Here is a 19,887-nt window from a genome sequence, read left to right on the forward strand (position 1 = left end):
CCTCGCGCTACCTCGATGGCGGCCCCCGCCTTCGCGGGGGCGACGCCGTTTTCTCTCGATAAATTTAAAGCCGTTCGACGATCGTGACGTTCGCTTGGCCGCCGCCTTCGCACATCGTTTGCAGGCCATATTTGCCGCCCGTCGCGTCGAGCACGCCGAGCAGGGTCGCCATCAGCTTCGTGCCGCTGGCGCCGAGCGGGTGGCCGAGCGCGATCGCACCGCCATGGACGTTGAGCCGCGCATGGTCGGCGCCCAGATATTTCATCCACGCGAGCGGCACCGGCGCGAACGCCTCGTTGACCTCATAAGCGTCGATGTCCTCGATCTTCATGCCCGCGCGCTTCAGCGCCTTTTCGGTCGCGAACAGCGGTTCTTCCAGCATGATGACCGGGTCGCCCGCGGTCACCGAGACATGGTGGATGCGCGCGCGCGGGGTCAGGCCATGATCCTTCAGCGCCTGTTCGGAGACGATCAGCGCCGCCGATGCGCCGTCACAGATCTGGCTCGCCGACGCCGCGGTGATCGCGCCGCCTTCCTGCAGCAGCTTGACGCCCGCGATCCCCTCCAGCGTCGCGTCGAAGCGGATGCCTTCGTCGACCTTGTGCAGCTCGCGGCCATCGGGGGTTTCGATTTCGACCGGCACGATCTCGCGCTCGAACCGGCCCGCCTCGGTCGCCGCCTTCGCGCGGCGGTGGCTTTCGAGCGCATAGGCGTCGAGATCGTCCTTGGTAAAGCCATGCTTCTGGACGATCATTTCGGCGCCCATGAACTGGCTGAACATGATGCCGGGATATTTTTCCTCGAGCCGTTCGGACTTGTAGTGGCCAAGCCCTTCCTTGATGAACAGGGTCGCGACGCTGCCCATCGGGACGCGCGTCATGCTCTCGATACCGCTGGCAAGGACGATGTCCTGCGTCCCCGACATCACCGCCTGCGCCGCGAACATCATCGCCTGCTGCGACGATCCGCACTGGCGGTCGATCGTCACCGCCGGAATCGAATCGGGCAGGTTCGAGGCGAGGACCGCGTTGCGGCCGAGGTCCATTGTCTGTTGTCCGCCCTGCGACACGCAGCCGGTGATGACGTCGTCGATCTTGGACGTGTCGAAATCGTTGCGGGCGGCGATCGCGTCGAACACCGCGGCACCAAGATCGACCGGGTGAACGCCGGCGAGCTTGCCGCCGCGCTTGCCGCCGGCGGTGCGGACGGCGTCGACGATATAGGCATGGGCCATAGAGATAGTCCTTTCACTTCCTGTTCCCCTCTCCCCTTGAGGGAGAGGGTTGCGAAGACTTGGCGGCTTGTCCGCCTAGTCGAAGCTGGGTGAGGGGTTGGGGCGTGGCTTGGGACGCCTAGGTCAGAACCCCTCACAAGACTTGCTAGGCGGCGAGCCGCCAAGCCAAGTCTTTCTCTCCCTTAAAGGGAGAGAAAAATCTTCAGAGCTTCCGCCCGATCAGTTCCTTCATAATCTCGTTCGTGCCGCCGAAGATGCGTGTCACGCGCGCCGCGCGCCAGGCGCGGGCGATCGGATATTCGTTCATGTAACCGGCGCCGCCGAACAGCTGGAGGCATTTGTCCATCACCTCCCATTGCAGGTCGGTGTGCCACAGCTTCGCCGCGGCGCCTTCTTCGGGGGTCAGCTCCTTTTTCAGATGCCGCGCGAGCGCCCAGTCGAGGTGCGCCCAGCCGACCTGCAATTTCGCCTTGAGGTCCGCGAGCACGAAGCGGCTGTTCTGGAAATCGAGGATCGGCTTGCCGAACGCTTTGCGCTCGCGCGTATATTCGACCGTGTCGTCGAACGCACGCTGCGCCGACGCCTGCGCCGAAACCGCGATCGAGAGGCGTTCCTGCGGTAATTCGCTCATCAGATAGATGAAGCCCTGCCCCTCTTCGCCGAGGCAGTTGGTGATCGGCACGCGCACGTCGTTGAAGAACAGCTCCGACGTATCGGCCTCGTCCTGCCCGATCTTGTCGAGGTTGCGGCCGCGCTCGAAGCCTTCGCGGTCGGCCTCGACCAGCACGATCGACACGCCCTTCCACGCGGGCTGGGCGTCGGGATCGGTCTTGACGCAGACGAGGACCAAATCGGCGTTCTGGCCGTTGGTGATATAGGTTTTCGACCCGTTGATGACATAATGATTGCCATCCTTCTTCGCGGTCGTGCGCATCCCCTGCAGGTCGCTGCCGGTGCCCGGTTCGGTCATCGCGATCGCGGTGATGACCTCGCCCGACACCATCTTGGGCAGCCAGTGCTTCTTCTGCTCTTCGCTGCCATAGCGGACGATATAGTTGGTGACGATGTCCGACTGGAGCGAAAAGCCCGTGGTGACGCGGCCATAATAGGCGCTTTCCTCGTCGACGATGGCATTATAGCCGAAATCGAGCCCCAGCCCGCCATATTCCTCGGGCACCGTCGGGCACAGCAGGCCCAGCTCGCCCGCCTTGGGCCAGATGCTCTTGGGCACGATGCCGTCCTCGGCCCATTGCGCCTGGTTGGGGGCGATTTCCTTTTCGAGGAACTGGCGCACCGTCGAACGGAACGCCTCATGATCTTCGGTATAGGCGGTGCGCGAGAGGCTATCGAGCGACATCTGTTTCCTTTCCCTTGGGCGCGGCCGAACGAAGCCGGGGAGTCGGCCGCCTGATTGACCGTCAAAAGACCTTACGTTTACGTCCACGTCAAGTAGAAAGACGCTACGGCAAGAAACTCTTTGCCCGCCCTTCATCATCGGCAGGCGTCATTGCGAGCGAAGCGAAGCAATCTCCAGCTTGCGTACCTCCCGGTCGATGGCTGGAGATTGCTTCGTCGCTGCGCTCCTCGCAATGACGTTGGGTTTCTTTATCTCAACGGGATAAGCGCCGACCAAGCCCGGCGTGAAGGGGGAGAAGGGGTGCGATCGCCGCGCCCCGATCGCCGCTTCGCGCTGAATAGCTTTGCAGCCGCTGGGAACTCCCGCTGCCCTGCGCTAAGACCGACCCATGGTCCAACTCCTCCTCGACGCCCGCGCGCTGCTCGGCGAATCGCCCTTCTGGCACGCGGCCGAAGCGCGCCTCTATTGGGTCGATATCGAAGGCCGCAAAATCCACCGCACCGATCCCGCAACGGGCAGCGACGAGGTGATGGAACTCGCCGAACAGGTCGGCTGCATCGCGCCGCGCGCGACGGGCGGCCTTGTCGCCGCGCTCGAAAACGGCTGCGCGCTTATCGACGACTGGGGAGCCGCGCCGCGGCCCTTTGGCCCCACGGTGCTTGCCGACAAGCCGCACCAGCGCTTCAACGACGGCCGCGTCGATGCGGCGGGGCGGCTGTGGGTCGGCAGCCTGACCAGCGACAAGCCGAAACGCGACGCCACGCTCTACCGGCTCGATCCCGACGGCACCCTCGCCGAAATCTTCGGTGGATTGATGACCAGCAACGGTGCGGCGTTCAGCCCCGACGGGCGCATCTTCTATCATGCCGACACGCCGACGCACTGCGTCCATGCCTATGACGTCGACCCTGCGACCGGCGCGCTGAGCGGCAAGCGGCTGTTCCACCGCTTTGCCGAGGGACAGGGCCGCCCCGACGGCGCCGCGGTCGACGCCGAGGGCTGCTATTGGTCGGCGCTATGGGACGGCTGGCGCATCGTCCGCCTCTCGCCCGCGGGCGAATTGCTGCAAACGGTCGATCTGCCGGTGCAGCGCCCGACGATGCTCGCTTTTGGCGGACCCGACCTCAAAACCGCCTTCGTCACCAGCGCGGGCAAGAATCTCACCGACGAAGAACGCAACGCCCAGCCGCACGCCGGCGGCGTCTTCACCTTCGCCGTCGATGTGCCGGGGCTGGCGCAGCAAATGTTCGGCGGCTGACGATCCTCCCTGTGGCCGCAGGCCATGGGGAGGGGGACCGCCGCGAAGCGGTGGTGGAGGGGCCGCGACGGTCGCGTTATCGCCCCTCCGTCAGCGGCTGCGCCGCTGCCACCTCCCCATCGCTTCGCGACAGGGAGGAATTGCCGCACCCTTGCACGCCCCCGTCATATCTGGTTAATCCACCTGCCGACATGGTTTCATCCGAAACCGTATCCACCGGGAGATTCCGAATATGCCGCGCACCGCGCCCCGCCTTGCCCGCAAGCTGTCGATCATGCTTGCATCCACCGCAATGGTCATGGGTTATAGCCAGATGAGCACCGCCTTCGCCGCCGAACCCGCCGCCGCCGTCCCCGCGGGCCAGAACCCGATGCTTCAGCCCTGGACCGGGCCCTATGAAGGGGTGCCGCCGTGGGACAAGCTCGACCCCGAACTCTTCCCCGACGCCTTTCAAAAGGCGATGACCGAAGTGAAGGCCGAGGTTCAGGCGGTGATCGACAACCCTGCCGAGCCGACCTTTGAAAATACGCATGTCCCGATGATGCTCGCAGGCGACACGATGGAGCGCCTCTTTGCGATGTGGGGCGTGCAGACGGCGAACAAGTCGAACGATCGCGTCGAGGAGATCGACGCCGAATGGAGCCCGAAGCTCACCACTTTCTTCACCGAGCTGTTTCTCGATCCCAAACTCTTCGCGCGTTACAAGGCGGTGTATGACAAGCGCCAGTCGAGCGGGCTCGACGCGCAGCAGATCCGCATCGTCGAGCGCAGCTATGACGAAATGGTGCGCGACGGCGCCAATCTGTCGGGCCCCGACAAGGAAAAGCTCGTCGCGATGAATGCAAAGCTCGAGGGGTTGTTCTCGGCTTTCTCTTCGAAGCTGCTCGGCGATGAAAAGCTCTACACCTTTGTCACCGACAAGGCCGAGCTCGACGGGCTCGACCCCGCCTTCGTCGCGTCGCTCGCGGCGGCGGCAGAGGCCAATGGCCATGCCGGTCACTGGGCGATCAAGAACACGCGCTCGTCGGCGCAGCCGGTGTTGCAGAATGCGACCAACCGCAAATTGCGCGAAAAGGTCTGGCGCGCCTTCGTCGGCCGCGGCGACAATGGCGACGCCAATGACACCAACGCGACGATCGCCGAAATATTGAAGCTGCGCCAGCAGCGCGCCGAACTGCTCGGTTTCCCGACCCACGCGCATTACCGCATGGCCGACACGATGGCCAAGACCCCGGAAAATGCGATGAGCCTGATGATGAAGGTCTGGCCCGCCGCGGTGGCGCGCGTGAAGGAAGAGGTCGCCGACATGCAGGCGATCGCCGATGCCGAAGCCAAGGCCGGCAAGGGGCCGAAGATCACCATCGAGCCCTGGGATTATCGCTATTATGCGGAAAAGGTCCGCAAGGCGAAATATGACCTCGATGAAAGCGAGGTGAAACCCTACCTCCAGCTCGACAAGCTGGTCGACGGCATGTTCTGGTCGGCTGGGCAGCTCTACGACCTGGGTTTCCGCGAAAATACGGGACAGATCCCCGTTTTCGATCCCAAGGTCCGCACCTTCGAGGTTTATAATCTCAAGACAAACGAGAATGTCGGCGTGCTCTACCTCGACAATTTCGCGCGCGACGGGAAGCGGTCGGGCGCGTGGATGACCACCTATCGCAGCCAGCAGTCGCTGGGCGGCGAACGCAATGTGCTCGCCTCGAACAACAATAATTTCACCGAAGCGGCCAAGGGTGAACCGACGCTCGTCAGCCTCGACGATGCGCAGACGCTGTTCCACGAATTCGGCCACGGCATCCACTACCTGCTCCAGCAGGTCAAATATCCGGCGCTCGCCGGGGTGCCGCGCGACTTCGTCGAATATCCGAGCCAGGTGAACGAAAACTGGCTGATGACCCCCGAAGTGCTGTCGAAATATGCGACGCACTACCGGACGGGCAAGCCGATGCCGCAGGCGCTGGTCGACAAGATTCTCGCGAGCCAGAAGTTCAACCAGGGGTTCGAAACGGTCGAATATCTGGCGAGCGCGATCGTCGATATGAAGCTGCACGACCGCAAGGTGCCGCCAACCGACGCCGACAAGTTCGAACGCGAGACATTGGCCGAAATCGGGATGCCCAAGGAAATCGTGATGCGGCACCGCCTGCCGCAGTTCAACCATCTGTTCAGCTCGGACGCCTATTCGGCGGGCTATTATTCCTACCTCTGGTCCGAAACGATGGATGCCGACACCTGGGCGGCCTTCACCGAGGCCGGTGGCCCGTGGGACCGCAGCGTCGCCGACAAGTTCCGCACGATCCTTTTGATGACCGGCAACGAAACCGACCGCGCCGAAGCGTATCGCGCCTTCCGCGGCCGCGACCCCGACGTCAGGGCGCTGCTCGAAAAGCGCGGTTTCCCGACCGAATAGGCGGCAAGGCAAAGGGGGTCTTCATGACCCCCTTTGTCAGTGCGGGTTTGACCCTGGCGGCAGCAGCGCCGTCAATGCCTGCTCGATCATCGCGGCCGCGGCGTCGGCGCCGAAACTTGCCGGGTCGAGCGACAGTTCGAGCCACAGCCCGTCGACCATCGCGGTGAGCAGAATCGCCAGCCGTTCGGCGTCGTCGGCGCCGCACGCGGCGAGCAGCTCGGCGAGGCGCGCGCGATAACCGGCATAGCTTTCCGCGTGGATCGCCGCCATGCGCGCATCGCTTCGCGCCAGTGCCCAGAAGGCAGTCCATGCGCCGAGCAGCTCGGGATCGGTCACCGGCGCGCGAAAGCTGGCCGTCAGATAGGCCGACAGCCGCGCGCGCGGATCGGCGGCGGCTGCCCCGGCCGCTGCGGCAAAAACCGCGTCCATCCGGTCGCTCGTCGCCTGATAGGTTGCCGCGACCAGATCGTCGATGCCGCCGAAATAATGGCGCAGCAGGCCCGGCGACACCTCCGCCTTTTTGCAGATCGCGCGAACATTGGTTCCCGCCAGCCCATGTTCGGCCAGGCACGCCGCGGTCGCGTCGATCAGGTCGGCGCGGCGGGTGTCGGCGCTTTCGCGCGTAAAGGCTTGGCGAACGGGCTGCATGTTGTTATACGATTGTACAACAAGGACGGACTCATGGCAACGCTGCGCGACACCTTCGACAACATCGACCCGCTCGACGGCTGGTCGCTCCCCGCGTGGACATACAGCGACCCCGATTTCTACGCCGCCGAAATGGCGCGCATCTTCCGCCCCAGCTGGCAGGTCGTATGTCACGACAGCGACATCCCGAACGCGGGCGACTGGCACAGCATCGATTATTGCGGCGAAAGCGTCATCGTCGTGCGCGGCACCGACCGCGTCGTGCGCGCCTTCACCAACGTCTGCCGCCACCGTGGATCGCGCCTTGTCGATGGCGCCGCTGGCTGCGCCAAAAAGCTCGTCTGCCCCTATCACGCCTGGACCTACGAACTCGACGGCCGGCTGACCGGGGTGCCCGATTCGGCGAGCTATCCGACGCTCGACAAGGGCAAGGCGGGGCTGGTGGGGGTTGCAGCCGAGCAATGGCGCGGCTTCTGGTTCGTCCGGCTGGAGGATGACGGCGGCCCATCGGTTGCGAAGATGATGGCGCCCTATGAGGCGATGATCGAACCCTATCGTTTCGAGGAGCTTGGCGCATTGGGCCGCGTCACGCTCCGCCCGCGCGAGGTCAACTGGAAGAATGTCGGCGACAATTATTCGGACGGCCTTCACATCCCCGTCGCGCACCCCGGTCTCACCCGCCTGTTCGGCAAAAGCTATGGCGTCGAGACCAAGGACAATGTCGATCGCATGTGGGGCGACCTGATCGACCGGCCGTCGGCGAACTGGTCCGAACGCCTGTACCAGCGCTTGCTGCCGCCGGTGCCGCATCTGCCTGCGGACAAGCAGCGCCACTGGCTCTATTTCAAGCTGTGGCCCAATGTCGCGTTCGACATCTATCCCGATCAGGTCGATTTCATGCAGTGGTTGCCGACCGGTCCGACCAGCTGCCTGATCCGCGAGATTTCTTATGTCCTGCCCGATGAGCGGCGCGAGATGAAGGCCGCGCGCTATCTCAACTGGCGCATCAACCGGCAGGTCAATGCCGAGGACACCGCGCTCATCACCCGCGTCCAGCAAGGGATGCAGTCGAAAAGCTTTTCGATGGGGCCGCTCAGCGACAAGGAGGTCTGCCTCAAGCATTTCTGCGCGCGGATGCGCGACATCATCCCCGAGGCGCGGCTGGAACAAGCGCCGCCGGCGGGTTGGAGCGGCCGGTGAGCAAGGATGCGCCCGTGGTGATCGTCGGCGGCGGGCCCGCCGGCATGGTCGCGGGGCTGCTCTTCGCGCGCGCGTGGGTTCAGGTCACCATCCTCGAAAAACACGCCGACTTCCTGCGCGATTTCCGCGGCGACACGGTGCATCCCTCGACGCTCGAACTGTTCAACGAGATCGGGCTGCTGGACGAACTGCTCAAGGAACCGCACGCCGCGATCGACACGATGACGCTCAACCTGCTCGGCAGACGTTACACGATCGCGACGATGAAGCATCTGCCCGTCGCGGCGCGCTTCGTCGCGATGATGCCGCAATGGGACCTGCTCGATTTCATTGCCGGGCAGGGCCGGAAATACCCGACCTTCGACCTTCGCATGTCGACCGAGGCGACCGGGCTGACCTATGACGCGACCGGCCGCGCCAATGGCGTGACACTGGCAAGCGGCGAGACATTGCCCGCGCGGCTTGTCATTGCGGCCGACGGGCGCCGCTCGGTGCTGCGCGACGCCGCCGAACTGCCGCTCGAAGATCTGGGCGCGCCGATGGACGTGCTGTGGTTCCGCGTTCCGATGCCCGCGGGCATGGACATGGCCGAGGTCGCACTGGGTACGATCGATCGGGGCGGGATGGTCGTCGCGATCCCGCGCGGCGATTATTGGCAATGCGCGCGGATCATTCAAAAGGGCGGTTTTCCGTCGATCGAGGCGCGCGGAATCGCCGCCTTCCGGCACGATATCGTCGCGATTGCGCCCGGCCTTGCCGCTGGAATTAATGCGATCGCGAGCTTCGACGACGTCAAACTTCTCTCGGTCGCGCTCGATCGGCTGACGCGCTGGTCACGGCCGGGCCTGCTCGCGATCGGCGATGCCGCGCACGCGATGTCGCCGGTCGGCGGCGTCGGGATCAACCTTGCGGTGCAGGATGCCGTGGCGGCCGCGAACATCCTTGCCGCCCCGCTCGCGGCGGGCGCGGACCCCGATCCGCTCCTCGCTAAAGTGCAGGATCGGCGTTGGGATCCGACGGTGCGGATGCAGGCGCTTCAGCGCCTCGCGCATCGGCGCGTGATCGAACCGATGCTGCGCGGCGAAATCAGACGCGTGCCGCTCGCCATCCGCCTTCTCGACCGCATCCCCCTGCTCCGCCGCATCCCGGGCCGTATTCTCGGGCTCGGCTTCGGGCGCCAGCATGTCCAATCCCCGCTTGCGAAAGAATTTTCATGACCAAAGCCTATGACGCGCTGATTATCGGTGCCGGCCACAACGGCCTTGTCTGCGCCTTTTATCTTGCGAAAGCAGGACTGAAAGTGCGGATCGTCGAGGCGCGTGACGTCGTCGGCGGCGCCGCGGTGACCGAGGAGTTTGTGCCGGGGTTCAGGAATTCGGTCGCGAGCTACACGGTCAGCTTGCTCCAGCCGAAGATCATCGCCGACATGCGGCTCGCCGATCATGGCTACCGCGTGATCGAACGGCCGATCAGCAATTTCCTGCCGCAAGAGGACGGCGGCTATCTCAAGCTCGGCGGCGGGCTCGAACGCACCCAGGCCGAGTTTCGCAAGTTCAGCGCGCGCGATGCCGAGGTGCTGCCTGCCTATTACGACGCGCTTGAAAATGTCGCCGAACTGCTCCGCGACCTGGCGCTCAAGGTGCCGCCCAACGTCGGCGAAGGGCTGCGCACCTTGCTCGACGGCGCGCGGCAGGGGCGCCGCTTCGCCACGCTCAGCTTGGAACAGCAGCGCGACGTGCTCGACCTGTTCACTAAGTCGGCGCGCACGATGCTCGACAGCTGGTTTGAAAGCGAGGCGGTCAAGGCGGCCTTCGGCTTCGACGCGGTCGTCGGCAATTACGCCAGCCCCGACACGCCCGGCAGCGCTTATGTCCTCCTCCACCATGTCTTCGGCGAGGTGAACGGCAAGAAGGGCGCGTGGGGGCACAGCGTCGGCGGCATGGGCAAGATCACCGAGATCATGGCCAACGTCTGCCGCGACCATGGCGTCGAGATCAGCCTTGAAAGCCCGGTCGCCAGGGTGCTCGTCGATGGCGGCAAGGCGGTTGGCGTGAAGCTTGTCGGCGGCGAGGAAATCGCCGCGGCGCGCGTGATCGCCAATGTCGGTCCGAAGCTGCTCTACGAACGGATGATGGATGCCGCCGACCTGCCCTCCGACTTCCAGCGCCGGGTCAAGGGGTTCAAGGCGGGCAGCGGGACGTTCCGCATGAATGTCGCGCTCAGCGAACTGCCGCGCTTTACCTGCCTCCCCGAACCGGGCGAGCATCATCAGTCGGGAATCATCCTCGCCCCGACGCTCGATTACATGGACCGCGCCTTCCTCGACGCGAAACAACATGGCTGGTCGAAGGAACCGATCGTCGAAATGCTGATCCCCTCGACGGTCGACGACAGCCTCGCGCCCGAGGGATGCCATGTCGCAAGCCTGTTCTGCCAGCAGTTCGCACCCGAATTGCCCGACGGCCGCGATTGGGACGATGAAGAGGAAGCGGCGGCCGATTGCATCATCGACACCGTCGAAAAACACGCCCCGGGCTTTCGCGCGAGCATCGTCGCGCAGACGCGCCTGTCGCCCAAGGGGCTCGAACGCAAATTGGGCCTCGTCGGCGGCGACATCATGCACGGTAATATGAGCCTCGACCAGCTGTGGGCCGCACGTCCGGTGCTGGGCAATGGCGGTTATCGGGGACCGGTGAAGGGGCTGTATATGTGCGGCGCGGGCACGCATCCGGGTGGCGGGGTCACCGGCGCACCGGGACATAATGCGGCGGCCGTGATCCTACGCGACCGGAGGCTCTTCGCGCCCAGATGGCGTTAGGGCTGGCGTTGACACCAGGGTCCACGCGTAGAGCGGCAGTCCAGCTGCCATCAGGATGAGGCTCATCGCGCTCACGCCGATGCCGGCGCCCCACAGCGTCCAGACCGCATAGGCGAGCCCGATCAGCGCGACCGGGATCGCGACGCGCAGCCGCAGCGCGGCCGCTGCGCAGGCAAGGTAGAGCCACAAGGTGACCGAGGTCGAAAGCACCGCCATGAAGGTGAACATCTCGCTCGTCGACTTGCTGCTGTTGAGGATCACGCAGGCGGTGGCGATCGCGCTCGACAAAAGCAGCGCAGCGGCGGGCGTGCCATGGCGGTTCTCGCGGCCGAACCAGGCGGGAAGCAGCCCCTGCCGCGCAAGCGTGGCGGGCAGTTCGGCTTGAATCAGCGTCCACCCATTGAGGGTGCCGAGCGCGCTGACTGCGGCAAAGGCGCCGATGAACAGCGCGGGTTCGCGGCCCCACCAGGTTTCGACAAACAGCGAAAAGGGCGCTTCGGACTTCGCGACTTCGGCGGCGGGCAGCATCAGCGCGATCGCTGAACAGACGATCAGATAGAGGATGCCCGTCGCGAGCGTGCCGACAATCGTCGCGCGCGGAATGGTGACCGCCGGATTGGCGACCTTGTCGGCGGCGACGCTCGCCGATTCAAAACCCAGCAGCGCCCATAAGGTCAGGATCGCCGATCCGCTGACCGCCGCAAGCGACAGACCCTCGGCGGGGAAGGGGGTGAGCGCGACCGTCTCGCTCCCACCGAAGGCGATGGGGATCAGCACGATCACGGTGACGAGCGGGATCAGCTTGATGAGCAAGGTCACGAGCTGAAACCGCCCGGCCGCGCGCGCGCCGCGCCAGTTGATCGCGGTGACGATCCAGATCAGCGCGATCGTCGACAGCGCCATATGCTGACCCAGCGCGGGCACGAACAGGCTGAGGAAACTCACCGCCGCCACCGCCAGCGTCACGTTCGCGGTCCACACCGACACCCAATAGGCCCAGCCGATCATGAAGCTTGGGATGCGGCCGAAGGCGCGTTCGACGAAGCCCGTTGGCCCGCCCGCGTCGGGGTGAGCGACGGTCAACCGCGCGAGCACGAAAGCGAGCGCGAGCGCACCGCCGATCGTGATCGCCCAGCCCGCGACGCCATTCCAGCCAAAGGGGGCGAGGCTCGCGGGGAGCAGGAACACCCCCGAGCCGATCATATTGCCCATGACCAGCGCGATCGCCATCGAAAGGCCGAGCTTGCGACGCGGCCCTTCGTGTTGGCTTGCGGGCGCGGTCACCCGATCAGAAGTCCTTGCTCACCTTGATGCCGATCAGTCGCGGCCGGATGACATTGTCGTAAAAGACGCCGCCCGTGCTGCTGATCCCTTCAGGGTCGCCGCAGATCGATTCGCCGCACTGGACCGCGCTGTTGATGACGCCGTTGCTGTTGAACAAATTGGTCGCAAAGGCTTCGGCGCTCCATCCTTCGCCCTTGACCCCGACGCTGAGATCGGCGGTGGTATAAGCTTTGAAATTGCCGACGATGCCATTTTCGAACGGCCGCAGGTCCGACCGCCGCTTGCCGACATGATTGACCGCGAACTGAACGTGCGCGTTCATGTCGCCGACCGGCCATTCGTAGCGTGCGACGGCGTTGCCCTTGAATTTGGCGGTGACGGGCAGGCGCGAACCGCGCGGCGCAAGCGTGTCGTTTATCTCGTTTGACTGATCGATCGCACCGCTTCCGTCCAGATCGACATCGACGGTGCAGTCGAAATCCACGTTGGCGATGCGGCAGAAGTCGCGGCGGATCGTCGCGTCGTTGTAGCTGCCGCCGAGACTAAGCGTGAAACCGCCCTGGCGATAGTTGATGTCGGCTTCAATCCCGCGAATGCGTGCGATGCCCGCATTGCGGATTTCGGTGAGGCCGTTGGCGCCAAGGAAGGAGAGCTGGATATTGTTCCAGTCCTCCTGATAGACGGCGCCGTTGAAGCGGACGGGACCAAAGCTCGTCTTCCACCCGAACTCGTAATTGTCGAGTGTGTCGGGACCATAGGGAGGCAGCGAGCCGCGGCGATTGATCCCGCCGGGGCGGAAACCGCGCGACCATGTGCCATAGACGAGCACGTCGTCGGTGACCTTGTAGGTCAGGTTGAGTTTGTGGATGAAGTCGGTATCGCTCGTGCTCTTGTCGAGGTTGGTGCACGGCGATCCCGAAACGATCGGCCCCGCAAAGCAGGCAGCTTCGCCGGTACGGCTCGAATAGCCCGCCGAATAGCCGAAGAAGCCGACCAGGCTGTTGTCGAACTTGTATACGCGTCCGCCGCCGGTCAGCGTCAACTTGTCGGTGATGTCGAAACTGATCTCGCCGAATGCGGCATAGTCACGGTCGATACGCAGCTGCTTCGTCAGCCAGATATTGCTGTCGGTACCGGTGACGGTGATCGAATCGGCAATATTGTCGATGATGTAATTCTGTTCGATATTGTGCGACTGGCGCTGCCAGAACAGCCCGCCGATAAAGCGGATGCGCGCGTCGGCAGGCGACGCGATGCGGACTTCGGCAAAGCTGCGCTTATAGCGGTCGATGCCTTGGATATATTGGTTCGGGCTGACGAGGTCGCCGTTATTGTCATAGAAATAGACGCCATAGCCATAGAGCGCGTCGTAAAAATAGGCATAATCCGAATAGTCGCTTTCGGTCGTCGTCTTGCGCCGCAGATGCCCGCCCGTCGCAGTCAGATCCCAGCTGCCGATCTTGCCCTCGATCGTCAGCGCCGCCTGAATCCATTTGTCCTTGCTGACTTCAGGGTTGTACTGGACCGTCTGCAGCTTCCCCGTGACCGCGCTCGAGCGTTCCTGTGCAAAGCTGCCATTCGCCTTCTGAACCTGCCCCATCAGCGTCGGGCGGATCGTCCAGTCGTCGTTCAGGTCGATGCCGAGCGCGAGGCGCGCGCCATAGGTATCGACGTCGTTATAATCCTTTTCTACGAGCGCGGCATTGTCTTGCGTGATACCGCTGCTCGGATAGGTACGGCTGCCCGCGATATTGTCGATATAGCCCGCATCGTGGCGATACCAGCCGACAAGGCGCAGCGCGGCGCGCTCGCCGAGCGGGGCATTGATGAAGCCTTCGGCGACGCCGCCGATGCCGCCGCGCGTCACGCTGTTGAGTTCGAGCCCCACCGAACCATAGGTGCTGCCGGGGTCAGGCTGATTCGTGACGAGCTTGATCGTGCCTGCCATCGAGCTGGCGCCATAAAGCGTGCCCTGCGGCCCCGCGAGCGCCTCGACGCGCGCCAAGTCATACGCGTGGATGTCGAGCGCGCCCTGAATCGTCGTGATCGGCATTTCGTCCAGATAGGTGCCGACGGTGGGCAGCGACGCCGAGTGGTTGGCATTCTCGCCCGACGCGACGCCGCGGAAATAGACCTGGCTGAACCCCGGCGCGAGCGTCTGGATCGTCACCGACGGCAGGAATTTTACGACGTCCTGAAATTCCTTGACCTGCAACTCGCCGAGCCGCTCGTTGCCGATTGCCGTGATAGCCAGCGGTACGTCCTGCAGATTTTCTTCGCGCTTGGAAGCCGTGACGACAATGTCGTTGTCGTCCTCGACATTCGCCTGCTGCGCCAGCGCCGTGCCCGACGTGGCGAGGATCGTGCCGCCCAGCAACACCGCGCTGCTCCGCACCAGCATTTTCGACATAGTCCGCATGAGATCCCCCTCGATGATATCGATGTGACAGAAGAATGACGCAGCGCAGCACAAGCGCAAGCCCAGTTCGTCGGCGCGCCCAGCCGTTGGTCGAAAATGTCGTCAGATGTTGCTTAAAGGCAACGAATTTAGCGTGCGGCGAAGCGATACTCGTCGGGAACTGCCGGATAGGCGGTCACCACCGGCCCCAGCGCGTCGGTCAGCGACCCCAGCCACTCGGCATATGGCCGCCATTGGTCGACCCCGTCGCGGTTGATCGGGCGTCGCACCTGCTCGCTTGACGCCGTCCGCACCGCGCGCGCATTGGCGTGGAATTCCATGCAGGCCTCTTCGAACGGCTGACCCAGGAAAGCGAGCATCGCGCGCACTTCGGTTTCGGGATTATCCAGGAGCGCTTCGTGGATCACGCGGTGGACGCGCCCCGGCTGCACCGTATCGAGATGCGCCATCAGCCGCACATAGTCGCGGTAATAGGCGCCCATGTCGGACAGGCGATAGCTGAACGCCTGCCCCTTGGCGAAATGCTGGCGAAAGTTCGACCAGCAGCAATCGAGCGGATGGCGCCGCGCGTCGATGATCTTCGCGTTTGGGAGGATCAGCCGGATCAGCGGGGTATAGAGCCAGTTGTTCGGCAGCTTGTCGATGTAGAGCGGCTTCGCGGTCTTGCGCTGCACCGCGGTGCGGCGAAGGAAGGCAGCGCCCATTTCGGCCAGTTTGTCGGGCGACGCCTCGGCGAGCGCGGCGACCCAATGGCGACCCTCGCCCTTTGCCTCGCGGCCAAGCCCGAGCGCGAGCGCGGGGATGTCGGGCAGCTCCATCGTCCCTTCGATCGCCGAATGGCTCGCCAAAATCTGTTCGATCAGTGTCGATCCGGCGCGTGGCATTCCCAGAATGAAGACGGGATCACCGCTGGGATCGCCCTGCCCGGCGCGCTCGGAAAAGAAATCCGCCGTGCAGGTCGCGATCGCGGCATCGACGATCGCCGTCGTTTCGGCGGCATCATAGCCCAGCTGGCCCGCGCGAATCGCATTGCCTGCGGCATAATGGCGAAAGGCCGCGTCGGGCACGCCTGCATCGTCATAGGTCTTGCCCAGCGCAAAATGCAGGTGCAGCCGGTCATCGTCGCGCTCCGTCCCGGCCGGATCGGCGGCGGCAAGTGCAGCCTCCATCGCCTGCCGGTCGGCTTCTTCGAACCGGAGCGTCTTGAGGTTGGCAAGGCTCCACCATATTTCGCCCAGCCCCGGCTCGGCATTGAGACCGCGGCGATAGGCGTCGATACTGTCGTCCTGCCGCCCGACGGTCTTGAGCATATGGCCATAGCTCATCCACAGCTTCGCATGGCCGGGGAAGCGTTGAACCAGTTCGGCATAGAGCGCGATCGCTTCATCATAGCCGCCGATCCGGCCGAGCGCGGCGGCCTTCAGGTTCGCGTGCGCCGGATTGTCGGGATCGCCCACCAGCACCGCGTCAAGCGTTTCTACCGCCTCGGCATAGCGGTTCTGCTTATAGAGGACGGTCGCCAGATTGGCACGCGCCGCGCCGAACCCTGGCGCCAGCTCGAGTGCGCGCGTCAATAGCCTTTCGGCATCGCCATAACGGCCGATCCGCCCTGCCACCTCGGCAAGCATCCGGATTGCCGCGACGTCGGTCGGGTCGTCTTTCAGCCGCGCGCGCAGCGCCGCCTCGGCATCGGGCAGGCGGTTTTCGGCGAGCGCGATCGCCGCGTCGAGCATCGCGTCGTCATGTACCGCCACGCCGACCGCGGCGAGCGCAGCGTCGGCGGCTTCGTCCACCCGGCCAAGCCGTCGCAGCGCTTCCGCCGCGATGCGGTGCGCCGCCGCCGATGTCGGAACCGCCGCGATGATCGCGCGCGCCTGTTCAAGTGCGGCGCCGGGCTGGCCGTTCAGCAGCCGGCGGGCGTTGGCCAGCGCCTCATCATGCGTGACCGTCACCAAGGCCGCGGCTCAGCTCGCGGCCCGCGCTTTGGCAATCGCCTGCCGCAGCGTGTCATAGCCGACCTGTCCTTGCAGCAGCTGGTCGCCGACGATCCACGTCGGCGTTGCGTTGAGCTGAAGCTGGCTCGCGATCGCCATATTGCTGTCGATCTCGCGCTGGAACAGCGCTTCGTTCGCGGTCGCATCGGCGCTGCCGTCGGTAACGACGCCCGTGCGCGCGGCCGCCGCCGCAATCGCGTCGGGGCCGAGCGAGCTCGCCTGGAACATCGCGTGGTGAAAGGCGTCATATTTGCCCTGCCGCGCCGCGGCGAGCGCCATGATCGCGGCGTCGCGGCTCTGCGGCGCGATGATCGGCAGTTCGCGGAACACCACCTTCAGGCGCTTGTCCTCGCGGATCAGCCGGTCGACGTCGGGCACGCTCGCGCGGCAGAAGCCGCAGGCATAGTCGGTAAAGACCACCAGCGTCACGTCGCCGTCGGCGTTGCCCGTCCACGCCCCGGCATAAGGTTTTTCGAGCGCCGGGCGGACGGCGTCGATCGCCTTCGCCATTTCGCGCCCGCGCTGCGCCTCCAGCGCTTCGGGGATGATCTGCGGGTTTGCCTTGATATAGTCGGCGACGACGGTTTCGACCTCGCTCTTGCTGAGGCCGCCGCCCATGCGCCCGCCAAGCCAGAAAGCAAGCGCAAGCAGCAGGACACCACCGCCTGCCAGCGCCCACAGGCGCGTCGAACCACCGTCCATGCCCGATCCCTTCAACGCCGACAGCCGCCCCGCGGCCGTCGCCTTTTCGCCCGCGGGCACTTTTGCCGTCGTCTGGCCGATCGGCGAGCGGTCGTCGCCGTCCATCGCGCCGACAACCGGTTTCGGCGCGGGTTTTGCGATCGCCGGAATCGCAGCATCGCCCGCAAAGAGCGGAAGGTCGGGCGCGGCTGGCGCCTTCGCTTCGGCGGCAACATCCTCGCGCGCGAGCAATTGGTCGAGCCCCGACGGCGGCGGCACGGGTTCCTCGCGCGGCGTAGGGCGCAGTTTGGTCGCGGCGTCGCCCAGCTGTTCGCGCAGGCTTTCGCTGCCCGCCTTGGCAAGGTCGGTGACGCCGGCCTTTGTCTTGCCCGCGACTTCGCCCAGCCCGCGTCCGGCCTCGCTCGACAGCTTCCGCGCCTTATCGCCGAGCGCCATCTTTGCCCAGATTTCGCCGCTGGTCCTGGCCGCGGCACGGCCTGCGCGCGCCGACCCGCGACCGATCGCCTGTGCCGTACGCGCGGTCGCGGCACCGGTCGTCGCGGCGAGTTCGCGCGCGCGGCGCGGAATTTCCATCGCTTCAACGCGCGCCGGAATATCGGCGCGCGCGCCGACGCGGATCGTCCAGTCGGCGAAGACTTCGGCGCCGTCTCGGACGCGATCCCACAGCGTCGCCGCGCCCGCCCTGATCGCCTCGGGCTTTACCAGCGGCTCGCTGCGCGGTTTTTCGAATGCGTCGTATCGGGTCAGGTCGATGCCCGTGGGCGGTTCTTCCCTGGGTTTCGCCAATCCTTCGTCGCGCGCGGGCGCGCCCGCCGCCGGCGTCGGCGCGGGGTCGCGCAGCCATGGCTGATAATAATCGTCTTTATTCTCTGTCACTTGTTGCCCTTGCGCATCGGTTTGGCGATGCGGTCCCCCACTTGCTCGGTGCGAGTCTAACGCCGTTTCCGCTCGCGTTCCACCTCGGCGCGAGCGACCAGCGAAATATCCTGTGCACGGATCCAGTCGGGCGACCCTTCGGGCAGGCCCTGCATCGCCAGTTCGGCATTACGCAGCGCCAGCATCGACTGTCTACCCTCCAGAATGTACCGCTCGGCCGAGGCGAGCGCGGCGCGCGCCTGATCGCCCTTGTTCGCATAAACGATGCCTAGCTGATACCAGGCAAAAGGGTTCTGATTGTCGAGCGCGACCGCGGTTTTCAGGACCTCTTCGGCTTCAGGAAAATTGGCGGGGTTTTCGGTCGCGATCAGCGCATGGCCGAGCGTAGCGGCGATCAGCGGCTGTGCGCGCGAATTGGTCACCGCTTTGCGCAGCGCGGGAATTGCGTCGTCGGGGCGCCCCGATTCGAGCAGGATCTGGCCTTCGAGTTCGAGGAAATAGGGATCCTTGGGATCGGCGGCGAGCAATCCCTCGACCTCGGCCATCGCTTTCTGCGGATAGGCGCTTTTGTGCCAGGCGTAAGCGCGGGCGTAGCGCGCAGGAATGCCCTTGTCGCTTTCGGGGAATTTGCGCAGCGTCCGCTCGGGTTCGGCCATATAGCCCGACAGCTTGGCCTTGATGCGCTGGAATCGCCTCTCGATCGCGGGGTCGGCGGGCTTTTCCCACGCGGGATCGATCACATAGACTTCGCGCAGCGTCTGGAGCCGGTCGCCCGACATCGGGTGCGTCCGGCCATAGGCCTGATCGTCGTCCTGCTTGATCCCATAGCGGAACTCAAGATTCTGGAGTTTCTTGAAAAAGGCCAGGCTGCCGCGTCCGCTGATCCCTGCCTTCGACAGATATTGTGCGCCGGCGGCGTCGGCGGTCGATTCCTGCACGCGGCTGAAGGCAAGGAACTTGCCGAGCGCCGCCTGCTGCCCCGCCATCATGATGCCCATGCCCGCCTCGCCGCCGCCGGCGGCGACCGCAGCGGCGCCGAGCAGCAGGCTGAGCAGCGAGATGTTCGTCGCGGCGCTCGCACCGTCGTTGATGCGGATCGCGTGGCCGCCCATCACATGCCCCAACTCGTGCGCGAGCACGCCCTGTACCTCTTCGGCGCTGTCGGCGGCTTCGATCAGCCCGCTGTGGACATAAACATCCTGGCTGCCCGCGACAAAGGCGTTGAGGCTAGGGTCACCGATCAGGTGGACGCGCACTTGCCCCGGCTGCATCCCTGCCGCGACGACGAGCGGGTCCATCATATCCTGAAACAATGCTTCGGTCTCGGCATCGCGCAGGATTGACTGCGCCGCCGCGGGACGTGCCGCGATGACAAAGATCGCGAGCAGGGTCAGCAGAATGCGCAACAGGTGACGCAGCGCATCCGATCCGGGCACGGTCTGCTTTTGAAAAGCGGTCATCGCCGCCTCCCTTGCGCCGCGCGCCTGAACCTCGAGTGAAGCCATAAGGGCTTATTGGGGCTCGGCGCGCGCGGGTGCAAGGTCGGCGTGCGATTTCTGCGATGTTCCGCTGCACTGGAGTGTTGTGACAATCCCTACACCCCTGCGAAGGCGGAGGGCCATCACCGGCCGGTCCAGAATTTGAAACATCGGGAGATGGGTCCCCGCCTTCGCGGGGACACACG

The 19,887-nt window shown here is 64.9% G+C and carries 13 protein-coding genes; 5 read left to right on the top strand and 8 right to left on the bottom strand.

Features of this window, described 5'->3' with window-relative positions; all coding sequences use genetic code 11:
- Window positions 1-64 precede the first annotated feature (64 nt).
- Together VSX77_RS05690 and VSX77_RS05695 are read right to left on the bottom strand one after the other, a co-directional pair.
- The gene (locus VSX77_RS05690) at window positions 65-1,234 is read right to left on the bottom strand and encodes an acetyl-CoA C-acetyltransferase (protein ID WP_338426687.1); all 1,170 of its coding nucleotides are present in this window, start codon (window positions 1,232-1,234) and stop codon (window positions 65-67) included.
- Window positions 1,235-1,436: 202 nt separating this feature from the next.
- Complete coding sequence (locus VSX77_RS05695) at window positions 1,437-2,591, bottom strand: acyl-CoA dehydrogenase family protein (protein WP_338426688.1); 1,155 nt, start codon at window positions 2,589-2,591, stop codon at window positions 1,437-1,439.
- Window positions 2,592-2,979: 388 nt separating this feature from the next.
- On the opposite strand from VSX77_RS05695, the gene VSX77_RS05700 reads away from it, so the two are divergent.
- On the top strand, window positions 2,980-3,849 hold the full coding sequence (locus tag VSX77_RS05700) for an SMP-30/gluconolactonase/LRE family protein (RefSeq protein ID WP_338426689.1): 870 nt from the start codon (window positions 2,980-2,982) through the stop codon (window positions 3,847-3,849).
- Window positions 3,850-4,081: 232 nt separating this feature from the next.
- Window positions 4,082-6,262 (top strand): M3 family metallopeptidase, encoded by a 2,181-nt coding sequence (locus VSX77_RS05705; protein ID WP_338426690.1) that lies wholly within the window; start codon window positions 4,082-4,084, stop codon window positions 6,260-6,262.
- A gap of 36 nt (window positions 6,263-6,298) precedes the next feature.
- On the opposite strand, the gene VSX77_RS05710 is transcribed toward VSX77_RS05705, so the two are convergent.
- Window positions 6,299-6,910, bottom strand: a complete 612-nt coding sequence (locus VSX77_RS05710; RefSeq protein ID WP_338426691.1) for a TetR/AcrR family transcriptional regulator — start codon at window positions 6,908-6,910, stop codon at window positions 6,299-6,301.
- A gap of 33 nt (window positions 6,911-6,943) precedes the next feature.
- Between VSX77_RS05710 and VSX77_RS05715 the strand changes: the two genes are divergently transcribed.
- From VSX77_RS05715 to VSX77_RS05725, 3 genes are read left to right on the top strand one after another with little or no spacing between them, the layout of a single operon-like run.
- Entirely contained in the window at window positions 6,944-8,110 is a 1,167-nt protein-coding gene (locus VSX77_RS05715) for an aromatic ring-hydroxylating oxygenase subunit alpha (RefSeq protein ID WP_338426692.1), read from the top strand.
- Window positions 8,107-9,327 carry an FAD-dependent oxidoreductase gene (locus VSX77_RS05720; RefSeq protein WP_338426693.1) on the top strand — a complete coding sequence of 407 codons (1,221 nt, stop codon included), beginning with the start codon at window positions 8,107-8,109 and terminating at the stop codon, window positions 9,325-9,327. Before VSX77_RS05715 ends, VSX77_RS05720 begins: the two co-directional genes overlap by 4 nt.
- Window positions 9,324-10,928 (top strand): phytoene desaturase family protein, encoded by a 1,605-nt coding sequence (locus VSX77_RS05725; protein ID WP_338426694.1) that lies wholly within the window; start codon window positions 9,324-9,326, stop codon window positions 10,926-10,928. The genes VSX77_RS05720 and VSX77_RS05725 overlap by 4 nt, the downstream gene beginning before the upstream one ends.
- Here the strand turns inward: VSX77_RS05725 and VSX77_RS05730 are convergent.
- The 5 genes from VSX77_RS05730 to VSX77_RS05750 all read right to left on the bottom strand — a co-directional run bounded on the left by VSX77_RS05730 (window position 10,890) and on the right by VSX77_RS05750 (window position 19,663).
- The gene (locus tag VSX77_RS05730) at window positions 10,890-12,158 is read right to left on the bottom strand and encodes an amino acid permease (protein ID WP_422397306.1); all 1,269 of its coding nucleotides are present in this window, start codon (window positions 12,156-12,158) and stop codon (window positions 10,890-10,892) included. The genes VSX77_RS05725 and VSX77_RS05730 overlap by 39 nt on opposite strands.
- A gap of 58 nt (window positions 12,159-12,216) precedes the next feature.
- A complete protein-coding gene (locus VSX77_RS05735; RefSeq protein ID WP_338426696.1) occupies window positions 12,217-14,631 on the bottom strand; it encodes a TonB-dependent receptor in 2,415 nt (804 codons plus the stop codon).
- A 128-nt stretch (window positions 14,632-14,759) separates the two neighbouring features.
- On the bottom strand, window positions 14,760-16,586 hold the full coding sequence (locus tag VSX77_RS05740; RefSeq protein ID WP_338426697.1) for a tetratricopeptide repeat-containing sulfotransferase family protein: 1,827 nt from the start codon (window positions 16,584-16,586) through the stop codon (window positions 14,760-14,762).
- A 9-nt stretch (window positions 16,587-16,595) separates the two neighbouring features.
- Window positions 16,596-18,203 carry a thioredoxin domain-containing protein gene (locus VSX77_RS05745; protein WP_338426698.1) on the bottom strand — a complete coding sequence of 536 codons (1,608 nt, stop codon included), beginning with the start codon at window positions 18,201-18,203 and terminating at the stop codon, window positions 16,596-16,598.
- A 56-nt stretch (window positions 18,204-18,259) separates the two neighbouring features.
- Window positions 18,260-19,663 carry a M48 family metalloprotease gene (locus VSX77_RS05750; RefSeq protein WP_338426699.1) on the bottom strand — a complete coding sequence of 468 codons (1,404 nt, stop codon included), beginning with the start codon at window positions 19,661-19,663 and terminating at the stop codon, window positions 18,260-18,262.
- Between the last annotated feature and the right edge of the window lie 224 nt (window positions 19,664-19,887).

The organism is Sphingopyxis sp. TUF1, from assembly GCF_036687315.1.
GTDB lineage: Bacteria > Pseudomonadota > Alphaproteobacteria > Sphingomonadales > Sphingomonadaceae > Sphingopyxis > Sphingopyxis kveilinensis.

Bases quoted from the DNA above. Each gene is read 5' to 3' on its own strand.
- VSX77_RS05725 (WP_338426694.1), top strand. From the start codon at position 9,324: ATGACCAAAGCCTATGACGCGCTGATTATCGGTGCCGGCCACAACGGC.
- VSX77_RS05700 (WP_338426689.1), top strand. From the start codon at position 2,980: ATGGTCCAACTCCTCCTCGACGCCCGCGCGCTGCTCGGCGAATCGCCC.
- VSX77_RS05710 (WP_338426691.1), bottom strand. From the start codon at position 6,910: ATGCAGCCCGTTCGCCAAGCCTTTACGCGCGAAAGCGCCGACACCCGC.
- VSX77_RS05735 (WP_338426696.1), bottom strand. From the start codon at position 14,631: ATGCGGACTATGTCGAAAATGCTGGTGCGGAGCAGCGCGGTGTTGCTG.
- VSX77_RS05730 (WP_422397306.1), bottom strand. From the start codon at position 12,158: ATGGCGATCGCGCTGGTCATGGGCAATATGATCGGCTCGGGGGTGTTC.
- VSX77_RS05705 (WP_338426690.1), top strand. From the start codon at position 4,082: ATGCCGCGCACCGCGCCCCGCCTTGCCCGCAAGCTGTCGATCATGCTT.
- VSX77_RS05715 (WP_338426692.1), top strand. From the start codon at position 6,944: ATGGCAACGCTGCGCGACACCTTCGACAACATCGACCCGCTCGACGGC.
- VSX77_RS05695 (WP_338426688.1), bottom strand. From the start codon at position 2,591: ATGTCGCTCGATAGCCTCTCGCGCACCGCCTATACCGAAGATCATGAG.
- VSX77_RS05750 (WP_338426699.1), bottom strand. From the start codon at position 19,663: ATGACCGCTTTTCAAAAGCAGACCGTGCCCGGATCGGATGCGCTGCGT.
- VSX77_RS05690 (WP_338426687.1), bottom strand. From the start codon at position 1,234: ATGGCCCATGCCTATATCGTCGACGCCGTCCGCACCGCCGGCGGCAAG.